We start from the raw sequence: 23,249 nt of genomic DNA on the forward strand, positions 1-23,249 counted from the left end.
GTCCGGCCCTCACGAATCCTTGGCGAGATCCTCGGCCACCAGCCGCGCCAGCTCGGCGTCGGACAGGGCGTCGAGCGAGTCTTCCAGCTGACCCTCGAGCTGGCCCTCGGGCTCGGGCCTGGGCACGGGGACGGGCTTCGTCTCCGGTGCCTTCGGCCGCGGCTCCTGGACCTCGAGCTTCAAGACGTTCTCCAGCAGGTGCCGCACCAGGAAGTCGATGGTGGGGTGGTCCAACGCCACCGTCGCGGGCACCGACACACCGAGCCCCTTCTGCAGCACGTTGCGCAGCTCGATGGCCATCAGCGAGTCCATGCCCATCTCCGCGAAGCCCTGGCGCCAGTCGAGCTGCGAGGGCTCTATGCGGAGGATGCGCGCGACCTCCTCCTGGAGGCCGCTGGCCAGCACCTGGTGACGCTCGTGGGGCAGGGCCGCCTTCAGCCGCTCCGCGAGCGGATGGCGCGGCTGCGAGGTGGCCACGGCCGTGCCCGGTCCAGGCGCGGGGCGAGCGGGTGCCACGGCCTCGTAGAAGGACGAGCGCCCCTTGGCCCCGAGCACCTCCAGGTATACCGGCCACTGCACGGACATGAGGGCCAGCTGGGGCCGGCCACTCGCGAGCGCCTCGCCGAACAGCGCGAGGGCCTGCTTCGTCGCGAGCGGACGGATGCCCCGGCGTTCGAGCGCTCGGGCCAGCGTCCCATCCGGCGCGCCCACCATGCCCGTCTCCGCCCACGGGCCCCAGTCGAGCGACTGCGCCACCAGCCCGCGAGCACGCCGCTCGTGGGCGAGCGCGTCCAGGAAGGTGTTCGCCGCGGCGTAGTTGGCCTGGCCCCGCGAGCCGAGCAGCGCCGAGGCCGAGGAGAAGAGGACGAAGAAGTCCAGCGGCCGGCCCTCGGTGAGCCGGTGCAGGTTCCACGCTCCCGCCACCTTCGGCGCCATCACCCGCTCGAAGCGCTCGAGGTCCTGCTGCGGCAGCGCTCCGTCATCCAGCACGCCCGCAGAGTGGACGACGCCGCGCAGGGCCGGTGAGTCCTTGTCGATGCGCTGGAGCAGCCTGGCCACCTCCGCCTCGTTGGAGATGTCCGCGGAGGCCACGGTGACCCGGGCTCCCGCCTGCTCGAGCGCACGCACCGCCTCGGAGGCCCGCGCCGAGGGCGCACGGCGTCCCACGAGCACCAGGTGACGCGCGCCCTGCTCCACCATCCACCGCGCCACCTCCAGGCCCAGTCCGCCCAGTCCGCCCGTGACGAGGTAGGTGGCATCCGCCCGGAGCGGGAGGGTGCTGGCGCGCGAGCCCGAGTCCTTGCGCAGCACCGGGTGCAGGCGCACGCCGCCGCGGAAGGCCACCTCGCGCTCGGTCGCGCTGCCGCCACTGCCCAGCTCGGCGTACAGGAGGTGGAGGCTGCTCTCGAGGTCCTCGGGGTCCAGGTCCACGCGGGTGCAACGCAGCTCCGGGACCTCCAGATCGATCACCCGGCCGAAGCCCCACAGCGGCGCCTGCGCGAGCGCGAGGCCCCCACGCGTGTCCTTCACCGCCTGGGCGCCCCGGGTGACGAGCCACACGGGAGGTGCCTCGTCGCGGCCCGCAAGCCCCTTCACGAGGTGCAGGACCGCGCCACTCGCCTCCAGCGCGGCCCGCTGCACCGACTCCGCCGAGGCGTCGTCCGCGGTCCGCTGGTCCATGCCCCACAGGTACACCACGCCCGCGCAACGGGCCGGGATGAGCGTTTCGATGGACACGCGCGCGAAGCCCTCGGGACGCACGCGGAGCACGGGCGCACCCTGCTCCTCCAGCATGCGCCCGAGCCGCTCGCCCACGCCCTGCGCATCCATCAGCAGCACCCAGGGCCGCTTGTCCGCCAGCGAGGCCGGGACGGGCTGGACCTCGGACGCGGGCTTCCAGGTGACCTCGTAGCGCGCCTCCTCCCGCCGCGCGTGCGTGTTGAGCCGCACCGCCTCGCGGTTCGCCATCCGCGCCCGGAAGCCCACCACCTCCGCCACCAGCCCCTGCTCGTCGAGCACACGCAGGTCGCCCCCGATGGGATCTCCCGCTTCGGGCCGTCCGCCGCCCTCGATGCGGGCATGGCACCACATCGTCCCCCGCGGCCGGCGGTAGACGGTGAAGCGCGAGACGCTGAAGGGGATGAGCATCGCCTCGGGGTGCCGCGCCTGGTACTCCAGCGTCCAACTCGTGAGCACCTGGAAGCACGAGTCCACGAAGCCCGGGTAGAGCGGGTAGTCCTCCAGCCTGTCCGGCAACGGAGGCAGCCGCATCTCGCCAAGAATCTCATTCCCCGCCCGGGCGACCGAGCGGATCCACTGGTACCCCGAGCCGAGCGTGTAGCCCTTCTCCCGCATGCCCCGGTAGAGGTCTTCTCCCTGCATGCGCTCCTGGACACGGGACAGCAGCTCCTCGCGAGGGGTCCACGGCGCCGGCTGCGCCTCCCGGCCCACGCGCACCCCGCCGCTGGCGTGCAGCACCCACGTCTCCGTGCCGCCGTCGTCGCCGAGCGACTTCACCTCGAATGCGTGGCCCTGCTGCTGAGGCGAGAGGATGACCTGGAGCGTGCGCTCCTCGTCCTCCGCGAGCACCAGCGCCTGGGGGAAGGCGAGGTTCTCCAGGGAGCACGCGGGCGTGCCCCAGGCGTCCTCGATGACCGACAGCACCAGCGACACGTGCGAGGAGCCCGCCGCCACGATCGTCCCGTTGAGGCGGTGCTCATCGAGGTGCCCCGGACGCGAGGGCCCGTAGGTCGTCTCGTAGACGAGCGCATCGAGGGCCGGAGAGCGCAGCCGGCGGCCGAAGTGCGGGAGGCGCTCCGTCTCGTGCCGGGGCGCGAGGGCCGTGCGAGGCGCCGCGCTCCGCCACCAGTAGCGCTGGCGCTGGAAGGGATAGGTGGGCAGCGTCACCCGGCGCCGCTCGTAGGGCGCGTCGAAGGCCGCCCAGTCCACCGCCACGCCCTTTACGTACAGCGCGCCGAGCGTCTTCAACAGCCGCGGCAACTCCGCCTCGGCCGGGTGCAGGGGCAGGGACTCCAGGCCCTCGGTCGAGCCCGTCTCCGCATGCACCCACGGCACCTGGCCCACCGCCATCCGCAGCCCTTCCTCCAGGCCGAGGACACCGGACTCCACCGCCGCCACGTACTCGCCCACGCCCCGCGCCACCATCGCCTGAGGCACCACGCCCCAGGCCCTCCACATGCGCGCCAGGGCCCACTCCAGCGCGAACACCGCGGCCCGGCCGTACGTCTCCTCCTTCAGCAGCGCGGAGTCCGCCCCGTACAGCACCTGCACCAGCGGCTTCTCCAGAATGCCCTTCAGCGCCTCCGCGCAGTGCTCCAGTGCTTCGCGGAAGACGGGCTGAGAGTCGTACAGCTCCCGGCCCAGGGCCGCGGGCATCTCGGAGTCACCGCCAAAGACGAAGGCCACCCTGGGCGCCGGGCCCACCGCACGCCCCGGCACCACGCCCTCCACCTCGCGGCCCTGCTCCACCGCCCACAGCAGCTCGCTCAGGTGCCGGGCGCTGCTTCCCACCACCGCGAGCCGGTGCTCGAAGTGCGCGCGGCCCACCGCCGCCGTGAAGCACACGTCTCCCAGCTCCGTCCCGCCCTCCTCCAGCACCTGGGCGTAGCGGCCCGCCTGGGCCCGCAGCGCCTCCGCGCTCCGCGCCGACAGCACCAGCACGTGCTCCGGCCGCTCCACCTCGCGCGTCCGCACGGGCCTCGGCGGCGCCTCCTCCAACACCACGTGGGCATTCGTTCCGCTGAAACCGAAGGAGCTCACCCCCGCGAGGCGCCGGCCCTGCGTCGGCTCCCACGCCGTCAGCTCCACCGGCACCTTCACGCCCATGGACTTCCAGTCGATGTGCGGGTTCGGCTTCTTCAGGTGCAGGTGCGCCGGGAGCTGCTGGTGCTGCATCGCCAGCACCACCTTCATGATGCCCGCCACGCCCGCCGCGGACTCCAGGTGGCCCAGGTTCGTCTTCACCGAGCCCATCCACAGCGACTCCCCGCCCTGGCGCCCCTCCTTCAGCACCGACCACGCCGCCTCGGCCTCGATGGGGTCTCCCAGCGACGTGCCCGTGCCGTGCGCCTCCAGGTAGCTCACCTCGGAGGGCTTCACGCCCGCGCTCCCGAGCGCCTGACGGATGACGGCCTGCTGCGCCAGTCCGTTCGGCACCGTGAGGCCGCTGCTCGCGCCGTCCTGGTTCACCGCCGTGCCTCGGATGACCGCGAGGATGGGGTCCCCCTGCGCCCGCGCCTCCGACAGCCGCTTGAGCACCAGCACGCCCGCGCCCTCGGCCCGCGCGAACCCATTCGCCGAGGCGTCGAACGTCTTGCACCGCCCGTCCGCCGCCAGCATGCGCGCCTTGCACACCGCCATCATCGGCTCGGGCGAGAGGATGAGGTTCACCCCCGCCGCCAGGGCCAGGGTGGACTCGCCGTTGCGCAGGCTCTGGCAGGCCAGGTGCAGCGCCGTCAGCGAGGACGAGCACGCCGTGTCCACCGCCATGCACGGGCCCTGCAAGCCGAGCGTGTACGCCAGGCGCCCGGCCACCACGTTCAGCGAGGTGCCCGAGGCGAACCACGCATCCACGTCCTCCGGCGCTCCCTGGAGGATGACGCGCGAGTAGTCCGCCGTGGTGATGCCCACGAAGACGCCCGTGCGCGTGTTGCGCAGCGCGCTCGCGTCCTGGCCGGCCCGCTCCAGCGCCTCCCAGGCCACCTCCAGCACCAGCCGCTGCTGCGGATCCATGCTCTCCGCCTCGCGCGGGGAGATGCCGAAGAACTGCGGCTCGAAGCGGTCCACCTCGCGCAGGAAGCCACCGGAGCGCACGTACATCTTCCCCGGCGCCTCCGGGTCCGCGTCGTACCAGGCGTCCACGTCCCAGCGGTCCGCCGGAATCTCCGAGATGGCGTCCGTGCCCTCGCGCAGCAGCCGCCAGTAGGCCTCCGGCGTGTCCGCTCCGCCCGGCAGCCGGCATGCCATGCCGACGATGGCGATGGGCTCGTCCGAGGCCACCGGGGTGTGGACCTCGGGCGCGGCGGCGGCGCGGGGGGCCTCCGACTCGAGCAGCGAGGACAGGTGCTCCGTGAGCGCCCGCACGGTGGGGAAGTTGAACGCCAGGGTCGCCGGCAGCGGAACGCCCAGCGCCTTCTGCAGCCGCTCCTTCACCTCCACCGCCATGATGGAGTCCAGCCCCATCTCGTTGAAGCCGCGCTCGTCCTCCACGGACTGGCCGGGCTGCAGACCGAGGATGCGCGACACGGACTCCTGCACCAGCTTGCGCAATGCCTCGCGCCGGACGGTGGCCGTGGGGGCCTCGCGCCAGGGGGCCGGGGCGGTGCTCTTCGCCACCGGAAGCGCCTGGGGCTGGGCGGCCAGCTCGGTGCGCAGCCGGGACAGCAGGGGGTGGGGGCCTCGGGCCTCGAAGATGGGCAGGAAGCGCTCCCAGCGGATGGTGGCCACCATTGCCTGGGGCACGCGCGCGCCCACGAGCCGCTCCATCCAGCCCAGCGCCTCCTGCCGGTCCAACACCTCCACGCCCATGTTCATCAACCAGCGGCCCTGCTCCTCGGAGGCGGCGCCACGGCCGCTCCAGAGACCCCAGTTGATGCTGGTGGCCGCGAGCCCCAACGCGTGCCGGTGCGCCGCGAGCCCATCCAGGAAGCTGTTGGCCGCGGAGTAGGACCCCACGCCCGACGAGCCCCACACCGCCGAGATGGACGAGAAGAGGATGAAGAAATCCAGCGGCTCGTCCCGCGTCAGCGTGTGCAGGTTCCAGGCGCCGGCCACCTTGGGCGCCAGCACGCGCTCGAGCGAGTCCGCGTCCAGGTCGCGCACCCGCGACGTCACGGACACCACCGCCGCGTGGACGATGCCGCGCAGCAGAGGCATGGACGCGCGCACCCGCTCGAGCAGGGCCGCCATGTCGTCACGGAGCGCCACGTCCGCCTGGGCCAGCAGCACCTTCGCGCCCGCGGCCTCCAGCTCGCGCACGCCGGTGATGCGATCGGCCAGCTCGCCACCCTGGGCCAGGACCGTGTCCCACTGCGAACGCTCGGGCATGGCCCGGCGCGCGGTGAGCACGAGATGCCGGGCACCCCGGCGCACCAGCCAGCGAGCCACCTCGAGCCCGAGCGCCCCCTGCCCTCCCGCGATGAGGTACGTGGCCTCGGCCTGGACGGGCACGGGCTTGGACTCTGGAGACTCACGCTCCACCAGCCGCGCCACGTAGCGTTGGCCGCCTCGCAGCACCACCTGGTCCTCGTCCCGCGCCGTGCGCAGCTCCTCCCAGAGTTGCCGCGCGCCGTCCTCGGGGCCCAGGTCGATCAACCCGCCCCAGCGGCCCGGGCTCTCCAGCGCCACGCTCCGCCCGAGTCCCCACAGCGTCGACCGCGCGGGCTCCACCTTCTCCGCACCCGGGCCCACGGCCTGGGCGCTCCGGGTCACCACCCACAGCCGTCCACCGGGCTCCGGCGCGCCCTCCACGACGCGCAGCACGGAGGCCACGCTGGCACAGGACTCGCGGATGCCCGGGCCTTCCACGCTCGTCACGTCCAGGGCGCCCAGGTACACCACGCCCGCGCAGGGCGAGCTCGCGGAGAAGCGCTCGCGCCACACCCGCTCCAGGGCCGAGGCATCGCCCGCGTCCACCTTCACGCAAGTGCCACCCTGGGCCTCGATGCTCGTGGCGAGCTGCTCGCCCACTCCGCCGCGATCGCACAGCAGCAGCCAGGTGCCGCTCGCCGGTGCGGGCTCGGACGCCGGGCGCGGTGCGGGCTGCCACTCCAGCGCGTAAAGGTCACCCCGCGTGCCGTCCGGAGCCTGCGAGGTGACGTCCTGCTCTTGCCCGGCCTGTGAGGAAGACCTACCGGCGGAGGCCGACTCCGGAATGGCCCAGTACCGCTGGCGCTGCCAGGGGTAGCGCGGCAGCACCACCTTGCGGCGAGCGGGCTCGGGGTCCACCTTGCTCCAGTCCACCGCCTGGCCCCGGACGAACAAACGTCCCAGGGCGCCCAGCACCTGCTCCAGGTCATCCTTGCCCTTGCGGAGCGACGGCAGCCACTCGGGCCCGTCCCCCAGGCACGTCTTGCCGAGCCCGAGCAACGTGGTGTGCGGGCCGATCTCCACATAGGTGTCGATGTCCAGGCCGCGCAGCGACTCCATGCCCTCCTGGAAGCGCACGGCCTCGCGGGCATGACGGCGCCAGTAGCCCGGAGCACCCAGCTCGTTGGGACCCACCGGCCGGCCCGTGACGTTGGAGATGAGCGGCAGCTTCCCGGGAGACCGGGCCATCCGGGACGCCCGCGCCTCCAGCGCCTCGAGCATCGGCTCCACCAGGGGCGAGTGGAAGGCATGCGAGACGTTGAGCTTGCGCGTCGCGATGCCCTGGGCCTCCAGTGCCGAGGTGACGCGCTCCACGGCCTCGGCCGCGCCGGACAGGGAGAGCTGGCCCGGTCCGTTGTACGCGGCGATGGACACGCGGTCCTGGTACGGCGCGAGCAGCGGTGCCACCTGGTCCTCGGTGGCGAACACCATGGCCATGACTCCGCCCGGAGGCAGGGCCTGCATGAGCCTGCCGCGCTCGGCGATGAGGTCCAGCGCGTCCTCCATGGAGAGGATGCCGGCCACGCACGCCGCGGCGAACTCGCCCACGCTGTGTCCCATCACCGCGTCCGGAACCACGCCCCACGAGCGCCACAGCTCGGCCAGCGCGTACTGCAGGGCGAACATCGCCGGCTGGCTGTAGCCCGTCTGGTCGATGGGAGACGAAGCGCCATCCCGCGGGTACAGCACGGACAGCAGATCCATCCTCGGCTGCAGCCGCGCGGCGCACCGGTCCAGCGCGTCGCGGAAGACGTCCGAGGTGTCGTAGAGCCTCCGGCCCATGCCGGCGAACTGCGCGCCCTGGCCGGTGAAGAGGAAGGCCACCCTGGGTGGAGCGTTGCCCGCCCTGCCCTGCGCCACCTGCTCCGGCTTCGAGTCCGAGGCGAAGGCGGACAGGCTCGCGGCGAGGGCCTGCGTGGAGCCGCCCACCACGGCCAACCGGTGCGGCAGGCGCGCGCGGGTGGTGTTGAGGGTGAAGCACACGTCCGCCGCGTCCAGCTCCGGGTGGGCGGTGAGGTGCTCGGCCTGACGGCGCGCGAGGGCCACCAGCGCCTCCTCCCCGCGCGCCGAGAGCGTCAGCAGGTGCGTGGGGCGAGGCACGGGCGTGCGCGTGGGGGCAGCCGGGGGAGGCGCCTCCTCCAGGATGATGTGCGCGTTGGTGCCGCTCATGCCGAACGCGCTCACGCCGGCCAGCCGGGGCACCGCCGAGCGCTTCCACGGCTGGAGCTCGGTGGGGACGTAGAAGGGAGTGCCCTCCAGCCGGATGCGTGGGTTGAGGCGGCTGAAGTTGAGGTGCTTGGGGATGGCCTCGTGCTGGAGCGCGAGCACCGTCTTCATGAGGCCGGCGATGCCCGCGGCGGCCTCCAGGTGGCCCATGTTCGTCTTCACCGAGCCGAGCGCGCACCGCGAGCCATCCGGCCTCGGCCTGCCCAGCACCTCCACGAGCGCCTCGACCTCGATCGGGTCTCCGAGGGGCGTGCCGGTGCCATGGGCCTCGATGTAGCCGAGGGCCGAGGGGTCCACCTTCGCGCTCGCCAGGGCCTGCCGCAGCAGGGCCTGCTGGGCGAGCATGTTGGGCGCGGTGAGTCCCTGCGAGCGTCCATCCTGGTTGACTGCGGAGCCGCGGATGACGGCGAGGATGGTATCGCCCTGGGCCTGCGCGTCCGACAGGCGCTTGAGCACGACGAGGCCGCAGCCCTCGCCACGCACGAAGCCATTGGCGCGGGCGTCGAAGGCACTGCACCGGCCGTTGGGAGAGAGCGCCTGCATGCGCAGGAGCGTCTCCGTGACGGACGGGTCCAACACGAGGTTCACGCCACCGGCGAGCGCCACGGAGCACTCACTGGCGCGCAGGCTCTGGCAGGCCAGGTGGATGGCCACCAGCGAGGACGAGCACGCCGTGTCCACCGCGAGGCTCGGCCCCTGCAACCCGAGCGTGTACGAGACGCGCCCGGGCGGAAAGCAGTGGCCGTTGCCGGTGCCGTAGTAGGCGTCGATGCGCTCGGGCTCGGTGGGCAGCAGCCGGTAGTAGTCATCTCCGGTGAGCCCCACGAAGACGCCCGTGGCCGACTGCGCCAGACGCTCCGGATCCTGCCCCGCGTGCTCCAGTGCTTCCCAGGCCACCTCCAGCAACAGGCGCTGGCGCGGGTCCATGCTGGAGGCCTCGCGCGGGGAGATGCCGAAGAAGGCCGCGTCGAAGCCGCTCACGTCCTCCAGGTACCCGGCCCAGCGCGGTGCACTCGCGTCCGAGCCCACGCGGCGTGAAGCGGGCTCGCGGCGGACGGCATCCCGCCCGGCCGACAGCAGCTCCCAGTACGCCTCCGGCGTGTCCGCTCCGCCGGGGAAGCGGCACCCCATTCCGATGATGGCGATGGGTTCGGTGCGGGCCCGCTCGAGCGAGTCGATACGGGCCTGCATCTTCTGCATCGCCATCACCGCACGAGCCAAACGCTGCTTGAGCTCGTCCTTGACGTCTTCACTCACTGCGTGTCCTCCCAGCCCGCCAGCGCGTCATCCACCATCTCGAGCAACTTCCCTTCCGACAGCTCCGCGAGCTGGTGGGCGTCTGGCTCCGCTTGCGCGGGGGACCGGTTCATGAGGATCGGCTGCTCCGCCGGGGCGGCGGGAGCCGGTGCATCGGCCTGCTTGGGGGTGAGGCCCAGCTGATCCAGCAGGTACACCGCCAGCGCCGCCAGGGTGGAGTGCGCCCACAGCAGCGTCACCGACAGCTTCAGCTCCAGGGTGGCCTCGATGCGGTTGCGCAGCTCCAGGCTCATCAGCGAGTCGAGCCCCAGGCCGCGGAACGGCTCGTGCCGGCCCACGCGCGACGGATCGATGCGCAGCACCTGGGCGAGCCGCTCGCGCAGGTAGGTCTCCATCTTGCCCGTGCGCTCGCTCGCGTTGGCCCGCCGCAGCTCCAGCAGCAGGGCGGAGCGGCCGCGCTGACCCTCGCCCTGGCGCTCCGCGGCCAGCTCCTCCCAGATGCGCAGCGACGCCGCGCTCGGGAAGAACTCCAGCCACTGGCGCACGTCGAGCGACACCGCGCCCACGTGCACCGCGCCCTCCTGGAGCAGGCGCTCGAGCATCATCTCGCCCTGGCGCGGGGTGAAGCTGGCCATGCCCTGGTGCGCCAGCCGCTCGCCGCGGTTGGCGTGCGCGGCGGCCAGACCGACCTCGGAGAAGGGACCCCAGTTCACGCTCAGCGCCGGCAGGCCCTGCTGGCGCCGGTAGTGGGCCAGCGCATCCATGGCCGCGTTGGCCGCCGCGTAGTTGCCCTGGCCCGGCAGGCCCAGCAGCGCGGACATGGACGAGTAGAGGACGAAGAAGTCCAGCGACTCGTCGCGGGTGAGCATGTGCAGGTTCCACGCGCCCTGGATCTTCGGGGCCATGACGGTGCGGAAGCGCGCCGGCTCCTGTTGCTCCAGGGTGCCGTCATCGAGCACGCCCGCGCAGTGCAGCACGCCGCGCAGTTGGGGCATTTCTCCCCGCGTACGCGCCACCACCTCGGCCAGGCGCCGGGCGTCCGCCACGTCCGCCTTGGCCACCTCGACACGCGCGCCCTGGGCCCGCAGCGTCTCCAGCTCCTTCTGCACGGCCTCGGAGGGAGTGCTTCGGCCGGTGAGCAGCAGGTGCCGCGCGCCATGCCCCACCAGCCAGCGGGCCGCTTCCAGGCCCAGGCCGCCGAGGCCACCGGTGATGAGGTACGTCGCGTCCTCGCGCACCCGGAAGCCCGCGCGCGGCGGCACCACGCGCAGGTGCGGATCCTCCATGGTGACGACGAGCTTGCCCACGTGCTGGCCCTGCGCCATCTCGCGGAAGGCCTCGGAGGCCAGCGACACGGGGAAGGCGCGGTGGGTCACGGGCTTCAGCCTGCCCGAGGCCATCTGCTCCACCACCTCGTGCAGCAGCCGCGAGCACAGCGCCGGGCGCTGCTCCCGCAGGCCCACCAGGTCGATGGCCGCGTAGATGAGGCGGCGGCTGAACTGCGACAGGTCCAACGCGCGTCCGGCGTGGATGTCGCGGTTGCCCACCTCCAGGAAGCGGCCGTCCGGGGCCAGCACCTCCATGCTCCGGGTGATGGCGTCGCCGGAGAGGGAGTTGAGCACCGCGTCCACGCCCTCGCCATTCGTGAGGCGCATCACCTCGTCGGCGAAGGCCAGCGTGCGCGAGTCCATCACGTGCTGAATCCCCAGGGAGCGCAGCAGCTCGCGCTTCTCCGGGGTGCCCGCGGTGGCGAACACCTCCACGCCCAGGGACCAGGCGATCTGCACCGCCGCGAGGCCGAGTCCGCCCGCGGCCGAGTGGATGAGGACGCGCTCGCCCTTCTGCAGCCGGGCCAGGTGGTGCAGCGCGTACCAGGCCGTCATGAAGACGCTGGGGATGGAGCTGGCCTCGGCCGCGCTCATGCTCGCGGGGCGGCGCACGGCGAAGCGTGCATCCGTGACGACGTGCGAGGCCATGGCCGAGGGCGTGAAGGCCACCACCTCGTCACCGGCCTTCAGGTTCGTCACCCCCTCGCCCACCGCCACCACGCGGCCGGCGCAGTCGAGCCCCAGTGGCAGGCCCTCCAGCGGCACGCCGGGGGCCCCGCCCTTGCCCTTCATGACGTAGAGGCCCATGGTCTTCATCACGTCGATGAAGTTGAGGGCCGAGGCCTCGACGGCGATCTCCACCTCGCCCGGGCCGGGCTTGCGCCGCTCGGCCATGCGCACGGACACGCCGCCGAAGGAGCCCGCCGGGGGCGTCTCCACCTGGAAGGGCCGTCCCGCCGCGGGCAGCAGCGGCTCCAGGAACATCTCCTTCGCGCCCGAGCGCCGGACGAGCCGCGCCACGAAGCGCGCACCGCAGCGCAGGGCCACCTGCTCGTCCTCGGCGCGCGCGGCCAGCTCGCGGCCCAGGGCCTCCACGTCCACCAGGGGCGAGGAGGGGTCCAGGTCCACGCACGTGCAGCGCAGCTCCGGGTGCTCGTGGCCCACGGCGCGGCCCAGGCCCCAGAGGGCGGCCTGGAGCGCTCCCGTCGCGGGCGAGCCCTGCACGGGGTAGGCGCCCCGCGTCACCAGCCACAGGCGCGGCGGATCCCTCCACCCGAGCCGCAGCACCTCCTGGACGATGCGCAGCGCGCCGCCGCAGGCCCGCACCGCCTCGTCGATGGCCTTCTCTCCCGGCATGTCCGGGGCCGGCATGTCCAGGCCCCACAGGTACGCCACGCCCGCGCAGGCGCCGCCGGACGGCAGGCACTGCTGCAACATGGCGCGCAGGTCCTCGCGCGAGCCGGGCGTCACCGCGAAGTGACGGGCCCCCAGCTTGCGCAGGCCCGAGCCCGCCTCCACGCGGATGCAGGCCCCGCCCCAGGACTCCAGCATGTCCGCGAGCGAGGCGCCCACGCCGGACGCGTCCTGGAAGATGAGCCAGGGCGACTCGTCCGAGCCGGGCTCGAACACGGCGGGCAGGCCCATCCGGCGCCAGGCCAGCTCGAAGAGCGAGCGATCCTGCTCGGAGCGGGCGCGGCCATAGCGCGTGGGCAGCGCGGAGAGCTCCAGGCCCTCCACCTCGACGAGCGGCACGCCCTGCCCGTCGAGCAGGACGACGTCGCCCTCCAGGGGCATGCCCTTGCGCCAGGACTCGGGTGGCGGCAGACGCGCATGGGCCCACTTCGGCGAGCCCTTGCGCAGCACCTCGAAGCGGCGCAGGCGGACGGGGACGAAGGTGGTGTCACCGGCGGGCAGGGCCTCCAGCAGCACCTGCAGCGCGGCGTCGAGCACCGCGGGGTGGAGCTCGCCCTGCTGCGCGAGCGACTCGGGCGGAGAGAGGCGGCCCACGGCCTCGCCGTCCTGGCGCCACACCTCCTTGAGTCCGCGGAAGGTGGGGCCGTACTGGAGCCCGCGCTGCTCCATGTCGAGGTAGTGCACCTCGGTGAGGCGGACCTCGGAGCACCGCCGTTGGATGTCCTCCACCCGTACCGCGGGCAGCGCGCCACGCCCGTTGGAGTCGGACGCGCGCACGCGGCCCTGGGCATGCAGCGTCCACATCTCCGCGCTGCTGCCGCCGGGGGTGGGGATGAAGCTGGACACCTTGAAGGAGATGGCTCCCGTGGAGCCCACGTCCACCAGCAGCTCGGCGCGGCGGGTGCCGTCCCCCAGCAGGGCCAGCGCCTCGTGGATGCGCACGTCCTCGAGCGTCCATGGCCCGGGGCCGAGCGCCGACTGCACCGCCGTGGACACCCAGTCCAGGTACGCCGTGGTGGGCAGGATGATGGTGCCCTGCACGCGGTGGTCTCCCAGCCAGGGCAGGTTCTGCGCGCCCACCTCCACGTCCCAGAAGAAGGCCCCGGGACGCAGCGACGAGCGGCGCACCGGCCCCAGCAGCGACTGGTTGCGCTCCTCGCGGGACTGCTTCGGGACGGGGCTCGCGCCGGGCTGGAACCAGCAGTCCTGGCGCTGCCACGGGTAGTCGGGCAGCCGCACCAGCCGGCCCCCTTCCGGGTGCAGCGCCTTCCACTCCACGTCGCGGCCGGCGGCATAGAGGCCGCCGAGTGTCTCCAGCATCACCTCGCGCTCGGGCTGCTCGCGCCGCACGGACGGCAGCACGGTGGCCTCCATGCGCAGGTGGGCGATGGTCTGCTCGATGGCGGGCAGCAGCACCGGGTGCGGGCTCACCTCCACGAAGAGCGAGTGCCCGTCATGGGCGAGCCGCTCCACCACGGGGGCCAGCAGCACGGGCTCGCGCAGGTTGCGCACCCAGTAGGCGGGCTCCAGGTCCTTGCCGTCCGTCACCTCGCCCGTCACGGTGGAGAAGAGCGACACCTCGCCGCGCCGGGGCGCCAGGCCCTCCAGCGCGCGCAGCAGATCCTCGCGCAGCGGCTCCATCTGCGGGCTGTGCGAGGCCACGTCCACCTTCACCCGGCGGCAGAAGACGTTGCGCGCCTCCAGCTTCTCCAGCACCTGGGCGAGCGCGTGCGGCTCGCCGGAGAGCACGGTGGAGCGCGGGCTGTTGCTGGCCGCCACGGACAGCCAGTCCTCGAGGCCGCGGATGGCCATGCGGGCCTCGTCCAGGGTCAGCTCGACCATGGCCATGCCGCCCTGGCCGCTCACCCGGCGCAGCAGCAGGCTGCGGCGGCAGATGATGCGGGCCGCGTCCACCAGGTCCAGAGCGCCGGCCACGTGCGCGGCGGCCACCTCGCCCATGCTGTGGCCCACCACCATGTCGGGCACCACGCCCCAGGCGCGCCACAGCCGGGCCAGCGCCACCTGGATGGAGAAGAGCGCGGGCTGCACCTGGTCGATGCGCTCCATCCACCCCGGGTTGTCCGAGGCCAGCAGGTCCATCAGCGACCAGTCCACGAAGCGGCGCAGCGCGGCGTCACACTGCTCGAGCGCGGAGCGGAACACGGGCTCCTCGGCCATGAGCCGGCGGCCCATGCCGAGCCACTGCGAGCCCTGGCCCGGGAAGACGAACACCACGGGCTGGTGCCGGCCATCCGCGTGGCGGGTGACGGAGAGTCCCGGGCGGACCTCGCCGCGCAGGAAGGCGGACAGGCCGTCGCGGGCCTCGGCGGAGGTGCGGGCCAGCAGCGCCATCCGGTAGTTGAGGTGGCTGCGGGTGACGGACGCCGAGTAGCAGACGTCCCGCGGCGACAGGGGGTGCGACTCCAGGCGGGCGATGACGCGGCGGGCGGCCTCCGCGAGCGCCTCGGGCGTCTGGGCGGACAGGGGCAGCAGGTGCGTGCGGCCCGGAGCCAGGGCGGGGGGCTTGTCGGAGGGCAGCACGGCCACCGGCGTCTCCGGCGGCGGCAGCGCCTCCCAGCGCACCGGGACGCCCCGCACGTGCAGCGCGCCGAGCGCCTCCAGCAGGGCGGCCCGCGCCTCGTCGCGGCGCAGCGAGCCCACCACCACGCCCGTGCGGCCGGCCTTGCGCAGCAGCTGCTCCACCGGACGGCACAGCACCGGGTGCGGGCTGAGCTCCACGAAGGCGTCCACGCCCTCGGCCATCAGCCGTTCCACGGCCTGGGCGAAGCGCACCGGCTGGCGCGGGGTGCGGCAGCGTGCGTCTCCGAGGCGTCCATCCGGCCCCACCTCGCGCGCCACGGTGGACACCCAGCGCACGCCCTCCTGGCGCTCCCACAGCTTCTCCTGGGCCGCCTCCAGCTCGTCGCGCAGCGGCTCCCACTGGCTCAGGCGGCTGGCGCGGTACACCTTCCACACCGCGTCCGCGGCCTCCAGTCCTCCGGCGATGCACGCGGCGGCCACCTCGCCCACGCCGTGGCCCACCACCACCTCGGGCTCCACGCCCCAGGCGCGCCACAGCGCCGCCAGCCCCACCTGCACCGCCAGCGTCAGCGGCTCGGCCGCGTCCTCGTCCGACAGCACCCGCGCGTGCGGATCCCTCAGCGCCTCCACCAGCGACCAGCCCGCCAGCGGCATGAAGGTGGTGTCCAGCGCCTCCAGCCTCGCGCGGAACACCGGCTCCGTGGCCAGCAGCTCGCGGCCCATGGCGGGCCACTGCGAGCCCTGCGGCGCGCAGATGAAGGCCAGGCGCGGCGGCTCCCCGGGCTCGCTCGTGAAGAGGCCCGTGCGGCGCTTGCCCTGCCGGAAGGCCTTCAGCAGCGTGGCCAGCTCCGCGCGCGTGCGGAAGGTGAAGGCCGCGCGGTGCGCCCCCTGCCCCGCGTACGGCGCCCAGGTGCGGCACAGGTCGCGCACGCACACCGGCGCCTCGTCGTGCTGCACCAGCTCCTCGGCCTTCGCCGCCCGGGCCAGCAAGTCCTCCGCGCTGTCCGCCGCCAGCGCCAGCAGCTCCTCGCGGCCCACCGGCGACTCCTCCAGCACCACGTGCGCGTTGGTGCCGCCCCAGCCAAAGGCGCTCACGCCCGCCGTCGCGGGCTCGTCCTCGCTGGGCCACGGCATCACCCGCTGCGGCAGGCTCAGCCGCAGCTCGCCGAAGGGAATGCGGGGGCTCACCTCGCCGTGCAGCATGTGCGGCGGCACCAGCCGGCGCGAAATCGACAACGCCACCTTGATGAGGCCCATGATGCCCGCCGCGCCCTCCAGGTGGCCGACGTTCGCCTTCAACGAGCCGATGAGCAGCGGCCGGTCGATCGCCCTCCCCTCGCCCAGGGCCGCGCCCAGTGCGCTGGCCTCGGTGGGGTCTCCCAGCGCGGTGCCCGTGCCGTGTGTCTCCACGTAGTGCACGCGGTTGGTGGGCACGCCAGCGCGCGCATACGCCTCGCGCAGCAGCGCCGCCTGTCCGGGCACGCTCGGCGCGGTGAGCCCGTTGCCGGTGCCGTTGTTGTTCACCGCGCTGCCGCGGATGACGCAGTAGATGTGCGCGCCGGAAGCGAGCGCCGCCGACAGGGGCTGCAGCACCACCAGGCCCGCGCCCTCGCCGCGCCCGAAGCCGTCCGCGCCCGCGGCGAACGCCTTGCTGCGCCCGTCCGGCGCCAGCCCGCCGAACTTGGACAGCAGCACGTTCGCCTCGGGCGAGAACATCAGGTTGACGCCGCCCACCAGCGCCAGCCGCGACTCCCCCGAGCGCAGGCTCTGGCAGGCCAGGTGCACCGCCACCAGCGACGAGGAGCACGCCGTGTCCACCGTGAGGCTCGGCCCCTTGAGGCCCAGGAAGTACGAGAGCCGGTTGGCCACGATGTTGAGCGACTGGCCCGTCGCGCTGTGCAGCGTCACCGCCGCGCGCTCGCTCAGGTGCCGGTCCGCGTAGTCGTGCCAGATGGCGCCCATGAACACGCCCGTGCGCGAGCCCTTCAGGCCCACCGCCGGCACCCCCGCGTCCTCCAGCGCCTCCCAGCACACCTCCAGCATCAACCGCTGCTGCGGATCCATCTCCGCCGCCTCGCGCGGCGAAATCCCGAAGAAGAGCGGATCGAACCCGCTCACCCGCTCCAGGAAGTAACCATGCCGGGTGTTCGCCTTTCCCGGAGCCTGGGGGTCCGCGTCGTACCAGGTGCCGTTGTCCCACCGGTCCGCGGGCACCTCCTGGAGCAGATCCTTCCGCTCACACAGCAGACGCCAGAAGGCCTCCGCGTCCGATGCGCCTGGCAGACGGCACGCGAGCCCCACCACCGCGATGGGCTCCGCCTCCTTCACTCCCTGCGTGGCCCCGGCCTCGGCACCCGTCAATTCCTGCTCCGCCTTCGCGGCGGATCCGGCGCCCGGTCCCAGCTGGCTCTCGCTTTCCGTCATGGTTGTCGCCTTCCTGTGTCCGTCAAAGGTCCACTGCACCGTCGGCCCATGTCAACCGACCGGCTGTCAATGAATTGCGCTCCTCACGGGTTTCGCTTGGTTTTGCGGTCCCGGCCTGTTGGTGCCTCTCACGGATGCGATTCCCCCCGGCATGAGCCCAGACGCGACTCGCGGAGAAATGCGAGGCGCTGGCTCGGCTTGCCGCCAACGTCTCATGACGCCAATTACATGGGTAGCGGGTAAAGACAGACCCCCGCACTTCACGGGAGATCCGGGATTCATGACGCCCCGTGTCTCCCGTCTGAGCTCCCGGCCAATTCCAGACAGAACCTATTTGACCAGTCTTTCAATTTCTTCCGAGCTAAAGCCTGCCTCGAAAAGAATTTTATGTGTGTGCTGTCCAAGAACCGGGGGAGGACGCAGCGGTGTCTCGCCCATGCGCAGCGGCGTGAGGAGGTGGGTCACTCTTCTCCCACGTTGGGTGTCTTCAGACTCCACGAACAGATTTCGTGCGCGCAGTTGGGGATCCGCCAGGACTTCATCGCCTTCGAGTACGGGTTCGACACACACATCCGCGCCCGCGAAGCGCTCCGTCCAATACGCCAGGGGATGCTCGGCGAAGATGCGGGAGAACTCCGCCTTCACGCGCGCGCCGGCCTCGCCGGTGTCATAGGCATCCGCGAGCAGGTCCGGCCGTCCCAACACCTGACACACCCCGGCGAGGAACTTGGGCTCCAGCGCGCCCACGGACAGGTAGCGGCCGTCGCTCGTGCGGTACAGCCCATAACAGGCGAAGCCGCCATTGAGCGTCTCGCGGCCGCGGCGCAGGGGTTGGCCCTGCTCGCCCATGAAGAGCCGCGCCGCCAGGTGCATGTGGAGGAAGGCCGTGGCGCCATCCGTCATGGACACGTCCACGAAGCGGCCCTGCCCGGTGCGCTCGCGCTCGTGGAGCGCCGCGAGGAGGCCCACCAGCGCGAAGAGGCTGCCGCCGCCGATGTCGCCCAGCTGCACGCCGGGGAAGGCCGGGGCGCCGTCCGCCTCGCCGCCGTAGCCGAGCACGCCCGCGCGCGCCGCGTAGTTGAGATCATGCCCCGCCTTGAGCCGGTCCGGCCCCGTCTGTCCGTAGCCGGAGATGGCGCAGTAGACGAGCCGCGGGTTCTCCGCGTGCAGCACGCTCCAGCCCAGGCCCAGCTTGTCCATGACGCCGGGGCGGAAGCTCTCCACCAGCACGTCGTAGCCGCGCACCAGCCGCTTGAAGGCCTCGCGCGCCTCGGGGGCCTTGAGATCCAACGTCAGCGAGCGCTTGTTGCGGTTGAGCCCGTAGAAGAGCGCGCTCTCGTCGTCGCGCAGGGGGGCCATCTGGCGGAGGTAGTCACCGCCCTGGGGGTCCTCCACCTTGTCCACCGTGGCGCCGAGGTCGGCGAGCACCAGCGTGGCGTAGGGGCCGGGCAGAAGACGGGAGAGATCCAGGACCTTGAGTCCGGACAGGGGAAGCGTGTTCATGGTGGGGGGGAGGGGGGCTGAGGGGGGGATAAAAAAGAAGCGGCGCGGCCCCCGAGGAGGAGCACACGCCGCCCGTGGAGCCTCGCGCCCGAGGGCGCGGCTCCGGGTGTGACTAGCCGAGCAGCTTCGCCAGCTTCATGGCGAGGCCCATGTCCATCGGCTTGAACTTGAGCTTGCCCTGCATGGCGGCCATCTGCGCGTTGAGCTGCTTGGCGCGGATCTTCACGAAGTCGTCGTTGCTGACGGTGACGGTCATCTTCGGGCTGCCCTCGGCGCCCTTGGTCACCCAGTTGTCGGACCTGGTGCAGTCCAGCGTCCAGGTGCCGCCGTTGTCGCCAGTGATGTTGAAGTGGATGACCGAGTTGATGTCCTTGGCCAGCTCCGGCTTCTCCTTCAGCACGCCCGGAATGTCGTTCTCGATGATGTCCTGTGCGCTCGCCATCGCTCTCTCCTTTGAGGGAATTGACTGGTGAATCAACGTCCGGGCGGCACCGTAATGACGGGGCCCGGGCGGGTCAAGCCGTGAGGTGGCCCGAGGGGGGACTCAACGTCCGGCGCTGGAGGCCTGGGCCTGGCTCAGCGAGCGCCGGACCATGTCCAGCAGGTCATTGAGCTCGAAGGGCTTGGCCAGATGACCCACCGCGCCAATGTCCGTGGCCTTGCTGCCCACGTTGCGATCCGCGCTGAGGACGATGAGGGGGATGCCGGCCACGGAGGGACGCTGGCGCATGCGCTGGGCGAACTCCCAGCCGTCCATCACCGGCATCATCAAGTCCAGGAGGATGAGCTGGGGCGGATCCGGCTCGAGCCGCTCCAGGGCCTCCTTGCCATTGCGGGCGCGGCGGATCTCGAAGCCCTCGGCCTCGAGGATCTCCGAGAGGGCCTCGAGGATGTCCGGGTCGTCATCGACCACCAGCACGACGTTGGACCCCTGGTGCTGAAGATTGGCGGAAGACAGGTTCTTCTCCTGGGTGGCGCGCCCTCGATCTTCTCTCAAGGGACGGGAAAGGGAGGATGAATTCAACCGGCTCGCAGGGCAACGGGGCAGGCTCGTTGCAAAATCGACACTGCCTGCCCACCGTTTTCCTAACCCATGGACCAGGAGACGGCAGGCGTGAATCACGCGGGGGAATGGAGGCAGGCGGCGGCCGGAGAGGACGAGCCTGGGTTCGCCATCCTCTCGCGGCGAGGCCTGGTGCGGGAAGTGGACGGGCGGTTGAGGGCCCACCTGGGCCTGGAGCAGCTGCCGGAGAGCGCGGGCTCGCTGGTGGAGCTGATGGAGGCGGCGGGCTTCCAGCGGCGGCCGGGGGCGGACCTGTGGGAGCACGAGGGGCGGCTGGTCCGGGCGGGCGAGAGCCCCCTGGAGGACGGGACGCGGCTGGTGTGGACGCAGCCCGCCGAGGGCGACGAGGAGCTCATCCGCCGGCGGGTGCGCTACCTGGGGCTGGCATCGCATGACTTGAGGGGCTCGCTGGCCAACGTGCGCTCGTACGCGGCCCTGCTGCTCAATGGGCGCATTCCGTTGGAGCCCAAGGCGAAGCGCGGGCTGGAGACCATCCTGCGCAACACGGACAAGGCACTGGCCTTCGCCCAGGACTTCTTCGACGCGAGCCGGGCGGACCTGGGCATGCTGGCGTGCGAGCGGGAGCGGCAGGCGCTCGAGCCCCTGCTCGCCAACGCGGTGGAGCACCACCTGGAGGCGGCGGGCACGGCGAGCGTGGCGCTGAGCCTGGAGCTGCCGGGAGGCTCCCTTCCCGAGGTGGACGTGGACGGAGGCCGGGTGCAGCACGCCGTGGAGGCCTTCATCCGCCACCATCTGTTGCGCGCCCAACCCGGGGAGCAGCTCCGGGTGCGGGCCCGGCCGGAGGGAGGCATGCTCCGGGTGGAGGTGCGGCGTGATGGCGTGCCCCTGACGGAGGAGGAGCTCGCCCTCGCCTTCGCGCGCGAGGAGCGGGCCTTCCGGGAGAAGAAGCTGGAGGATCCCCTGCGGCTGGGGCTCGCCCGGCAGGAGGTGGAGGCGCTCGGCGGCTCCGTCGGGGTGACGGCCGACGCGGGGGGCACCACGCTCTACCTTACACTCCCCATCGCCCTCGCTTCCTCGGCGGGCATGCAGGCCTGAGTGGCCCTTTCGTCGTGCTGGCGACGCGCGCCCCGGGGGGCTATCCTGCCCGGGCCTTTTCCTTCCGGGAGTGCGCGATGGGTCTGAAGATGTCGGAGATTCTGCTGATCATGGCGGTGCTGCTGCTCCTGTTCGGAGCCTCGCGCCTGCCGCAGCTCGGCTCTTCGCTGGGGAGCGCCATCCGCAACTTCAAGCGCGGCTTCAGCGGTGACGAGCCCGCCGCCGACGAGAAGAAGCCGGCTGGCACGCTCGCCAGCAACGGCACGGTGGAGAAGGACGCCACCGCCCGCAGCACCAGCCACCACGGCTGAGCTCGCTTCCGCGCCCCCAGTCGCACCGCGCCCGCGCCGGTCTCTCGCCTCCGAGAGATGGGCACGGGCGTCGTCGCTTGCGGGCCCGGCGGAGGAGGCAGCTCACTCCGCGCGGTCTTCCTTGTCGTAGAGCCCGTCCAGCACCGCCTTGTACTTCTGGCTGACGAGCTTGCGCTTCACCTTGAGGCTCGGGGTGAGCTCGCCCGTCTCCTGGCTGAAGTCCGCCTCCATCACCGCGAAGCGCTTGAGGGTGCTGTAGGACGGCAGCTCCGCGTTCACCTTGTCGAGGATCTCCCGCACCGCGGCCCGGACCACCGGCTGGCGGCACACCTCCGCGTAGCTGCTGGCCTTCACGCCCACGCCGTCGAGCAGCTTGCGCGCGGGCTCCTCGGCCACGGTGATGAGCGCCACCAGGTACTTGCGCTTGTCGCCGTGGACCACCGCCTGGCTGATGAGGGGGTACGTCTTGAGCGTGTTCTCGAGGTTCTGCGGCGACACGTTCTTGCCGCCCGAGGTGACGATGATGTCCTTCTTGCGATCGGTGATGGTGACGTAGCCGTCCACGTCCACCTCGCCGATGTCTCCGGTGTGGAACCAGCCATCCGCCTCGAGCACCTCGGCGGTGGCCTCCGGGTTCTTGTAGTAGCCCTTCATCACCCCCGGGCCCCGCAGGAGGATCTCCCCGTCCGGGGCCACCTTCACCTCGGTGCCGGACATGGGCGGGCCCACGGTGCCGATCTTGATGCGCTCCGGCGGATTCACGCAGGCGGCGGCCGACGTCTCGGTGAGGCCGTAGCCCTCCAGCACCTTGAAGCCGAGCAGCTCGAAGAAGTACCCGATCTTCCGGGACAGCGGCGCGCCGCCGGAGACGAACAGGCGCATGTTGCCGCCCAGCTTCTCGTCGAGCGACGCGCGCACCTTGCTGAACACCAGCTTGCGCGCCAGGGCCAGCCCCACGAGCGCGGGCTCGCGGCCCCGCGTCTTCGCCTCCACGTAGTCCTCGAAGAGCCCGAAGGCCCAGCGGAACAGGCGGCCCTTCAGGCCGGGCGCGGCGGAGCCGTGGGCCACCACGCCGTTGTAGACCTTCTCGAAGACGCGCGGCACCGCGGGGAGGATGGTGGGGCGCGTCTCCACGAGGTTGCTCAGCAGCTTGTCCGCGGACTCGGCGAACACCACGCGGAAGCCCATGGCCAGCCACGAGGCCTTCACCACCTGCCCGAAGGAGTGCGCCAGGGGCAGGAACATCAACACCGCGTCGGTGGGCGCCATCGCCCCCACGCCCTTCACCCCGAGCGCCTCGTAGGCCCAGTTGCCGTGGGTGAGCAGCACCCCCTTGGGGTCCCCCGTGGTGCCCGAGGTGTAGATGATGCAGCACACGTCCTCGGGCTTCATCTCGCGCGTCCGCTCGTCGAAGGACTCCAGGCGGGCGGCGTGCGCCCCCCTGCCCTGCTCCATCACCTGCGCGAGCGTCAGCTCCGCCTCACCCGTGCTGGCGCCCTCGAAGAGCACCACCTTGCGCACGCCGGGACACTCCGCGAGCTTCTGCCGCAGGCGGGTGACGCGGCCCGCCTGCCTGGGCGTCTGCCCGTCATGGTCCACGAAGACGAGCGAGGCCTCGGAGTGGTTGAGGATGTAGCGGACCTCGTCCGGCGTGTTGGACGCGTAGATGGGGACGGTGATGGCCTGCGCGGCGGAGATGGCGAGATCCGCCACCACCCACTGGAGGCTGGTGTCCGCGAAGATGGCCACCCGATCCCCCGGCTTCACCCCCTGGGCGACGAGGCCGGCGGACAGCGCCTGCACGTCCTCCAGGATGCGCCCCCACGTGACGTCCTCCCAGCGGCCCCCCGTCTTCCAGCTCGCGGCGACCTTCGTGGGTGACTGCGCTCGTTGGAGCAGCAACTCGACGAGGTTGCGCGCGTCCGAGGTGGCCAGCCGGGTCTCCGCCCTCATGTGTGCTCCTCCTCTCCTACATTTCCTTCAGTAACCTCCAGGAAGCACTCGTGCGCCGAAACGACG

Annotated in this window: 8 protein-coding genes; 2 read left to right on the forward strand and 6 right to left on the reverse strand. The window is 72.2% G+C overall.

Translation table 11 applies throughout. The annotated features are described in order from the left end of the window. Positions 1 to 9: 9 nt before the first annotated feature. From VFZ09_RS14785 to VFZ09_RS14805, 5 genes are all read right to left on the reverse strand, one after another. A complete protein-coding gene (locus VFZ09_RS14785; RefSeq protein ID WP_329728212.1) occupies positions 10 to 9,591 on the reverse strand; it encodes an SDR family NAD(P)-dependent oxidoreductase in 9,582 nt (3,193 codons plus the stop codon). Continuing rightward, positions 9,588 to 17,297 carry an SDR family NAD(P)-dependent oxidoreductase gene (locus VFZ09_RS14790; RefSeq protein ID WP_329728213.1) on the reverse strand — a complete coding sequence of 2,570 codons (7,710 nt, stop codon included), beginning with the start codon at positions 17,295 to 17,297 and terminating at the stop codon, positions 9,588 to 9,590. The genes VFZ09_RS14785 and VFZ09_RS14790 overlap by 4 nt, the downstream gene beginning before the upstream one ends. 330 nt (positions 17,298 to 17,627) lie before the next feature. After that, complete coding sequence (locus tag VFZ09_RS14795; RefSeq protein WP_329728214.1) at positions 17,628 to 18,800, reverse strand: CaiB/BaiF CoA-transferase family protein; 1,173 nt, start codon at positions 18,798 to 18,800, stop codon at positions 17,628 to 17,630. Positions 18,801 to 18,912: 112 nt separating this feature from the next. Then, the gene (locus tag VFZ09_RS14800; RefSeq protein ID WP_329728215.1) at positions 18,913 to 19,242 is read right to left on the reverse strand and encodes an SCP2 sterol-binding domain-containing protein; all 330 of its coding nucleotides are present in this window, start codon (positions 19,240 to 19,242) and stop codon (positions 18,913 to 18,915) included. 102 nt (positions 19,243 to 19,344) lie between these two features. After that, the gene (locus VFZ09_RS14805; protein ID WP_211276549.1) at positions 19,345 to 19,719 is read right to left on the reverse strand and encodes a response regulator; all 375 of its coding nucleotides are present in this window, start codon (positions 19,717 to 19,719) and stop codon (positions 19,345 to 19,347) included. Between the two features lie 195 nt (positions 19,720 to 19,914). On the opposite strand from VFZ09_RS14805, the gene VFZ09_RS14810 reads away from it, so the two are divergent. Continuing rightward, positions 19,915 to 20,919, forward strand: coding sequence for a sensor histidine kinase (locus VFZ09_RS14810; RefSeq protein ID WP_414640703.1), 1,005 nt, complete (start codon positions 19,915 to 19,917; stop codon positions 20,917 to 20,919). A 77-nt stretch (positions 20,920 to 20,996) separates the two neighbouring features. Beyond that, a complete protein-coding gene (gene tatA / locus VFZ09_RS14815; protein WP_329728216.1) occupies positions 20,997 to 21,230 on the forward strand; it encodes a twin-arginine translocase TatA/TatE family subunit in 234 nt (77 codons plus the stop codon). A 102-nt stretch (positions 21,231 to 21,332) separates the two neighbouring features. Here the strand turns inward: tatA and VFZ09_RS14820 are convergent, their stop codons facing one another. Beyond that, positions 21,333 to 23,183, reverse strand: a complete 1,851-nt coding sequence (locus VFZ09_RS14820) for a long-chain fatty acid--CoA ligase (RefSeq protein WP_329728217.1) — start codon at positions 23,181 to 23,183, stop codon at positions 21,333 to 21,335. Between the last annotated feature and the right edge of the window lie 66 nt (positions 23,184 to 23,249).

It is taken from the genome of Archangium sp. (assembly GCF_036277355.1).
GTDB lineage: Bacteria > Myxococcota > Myxococcia > Myxococcales > Myxococcaceae > Archangium.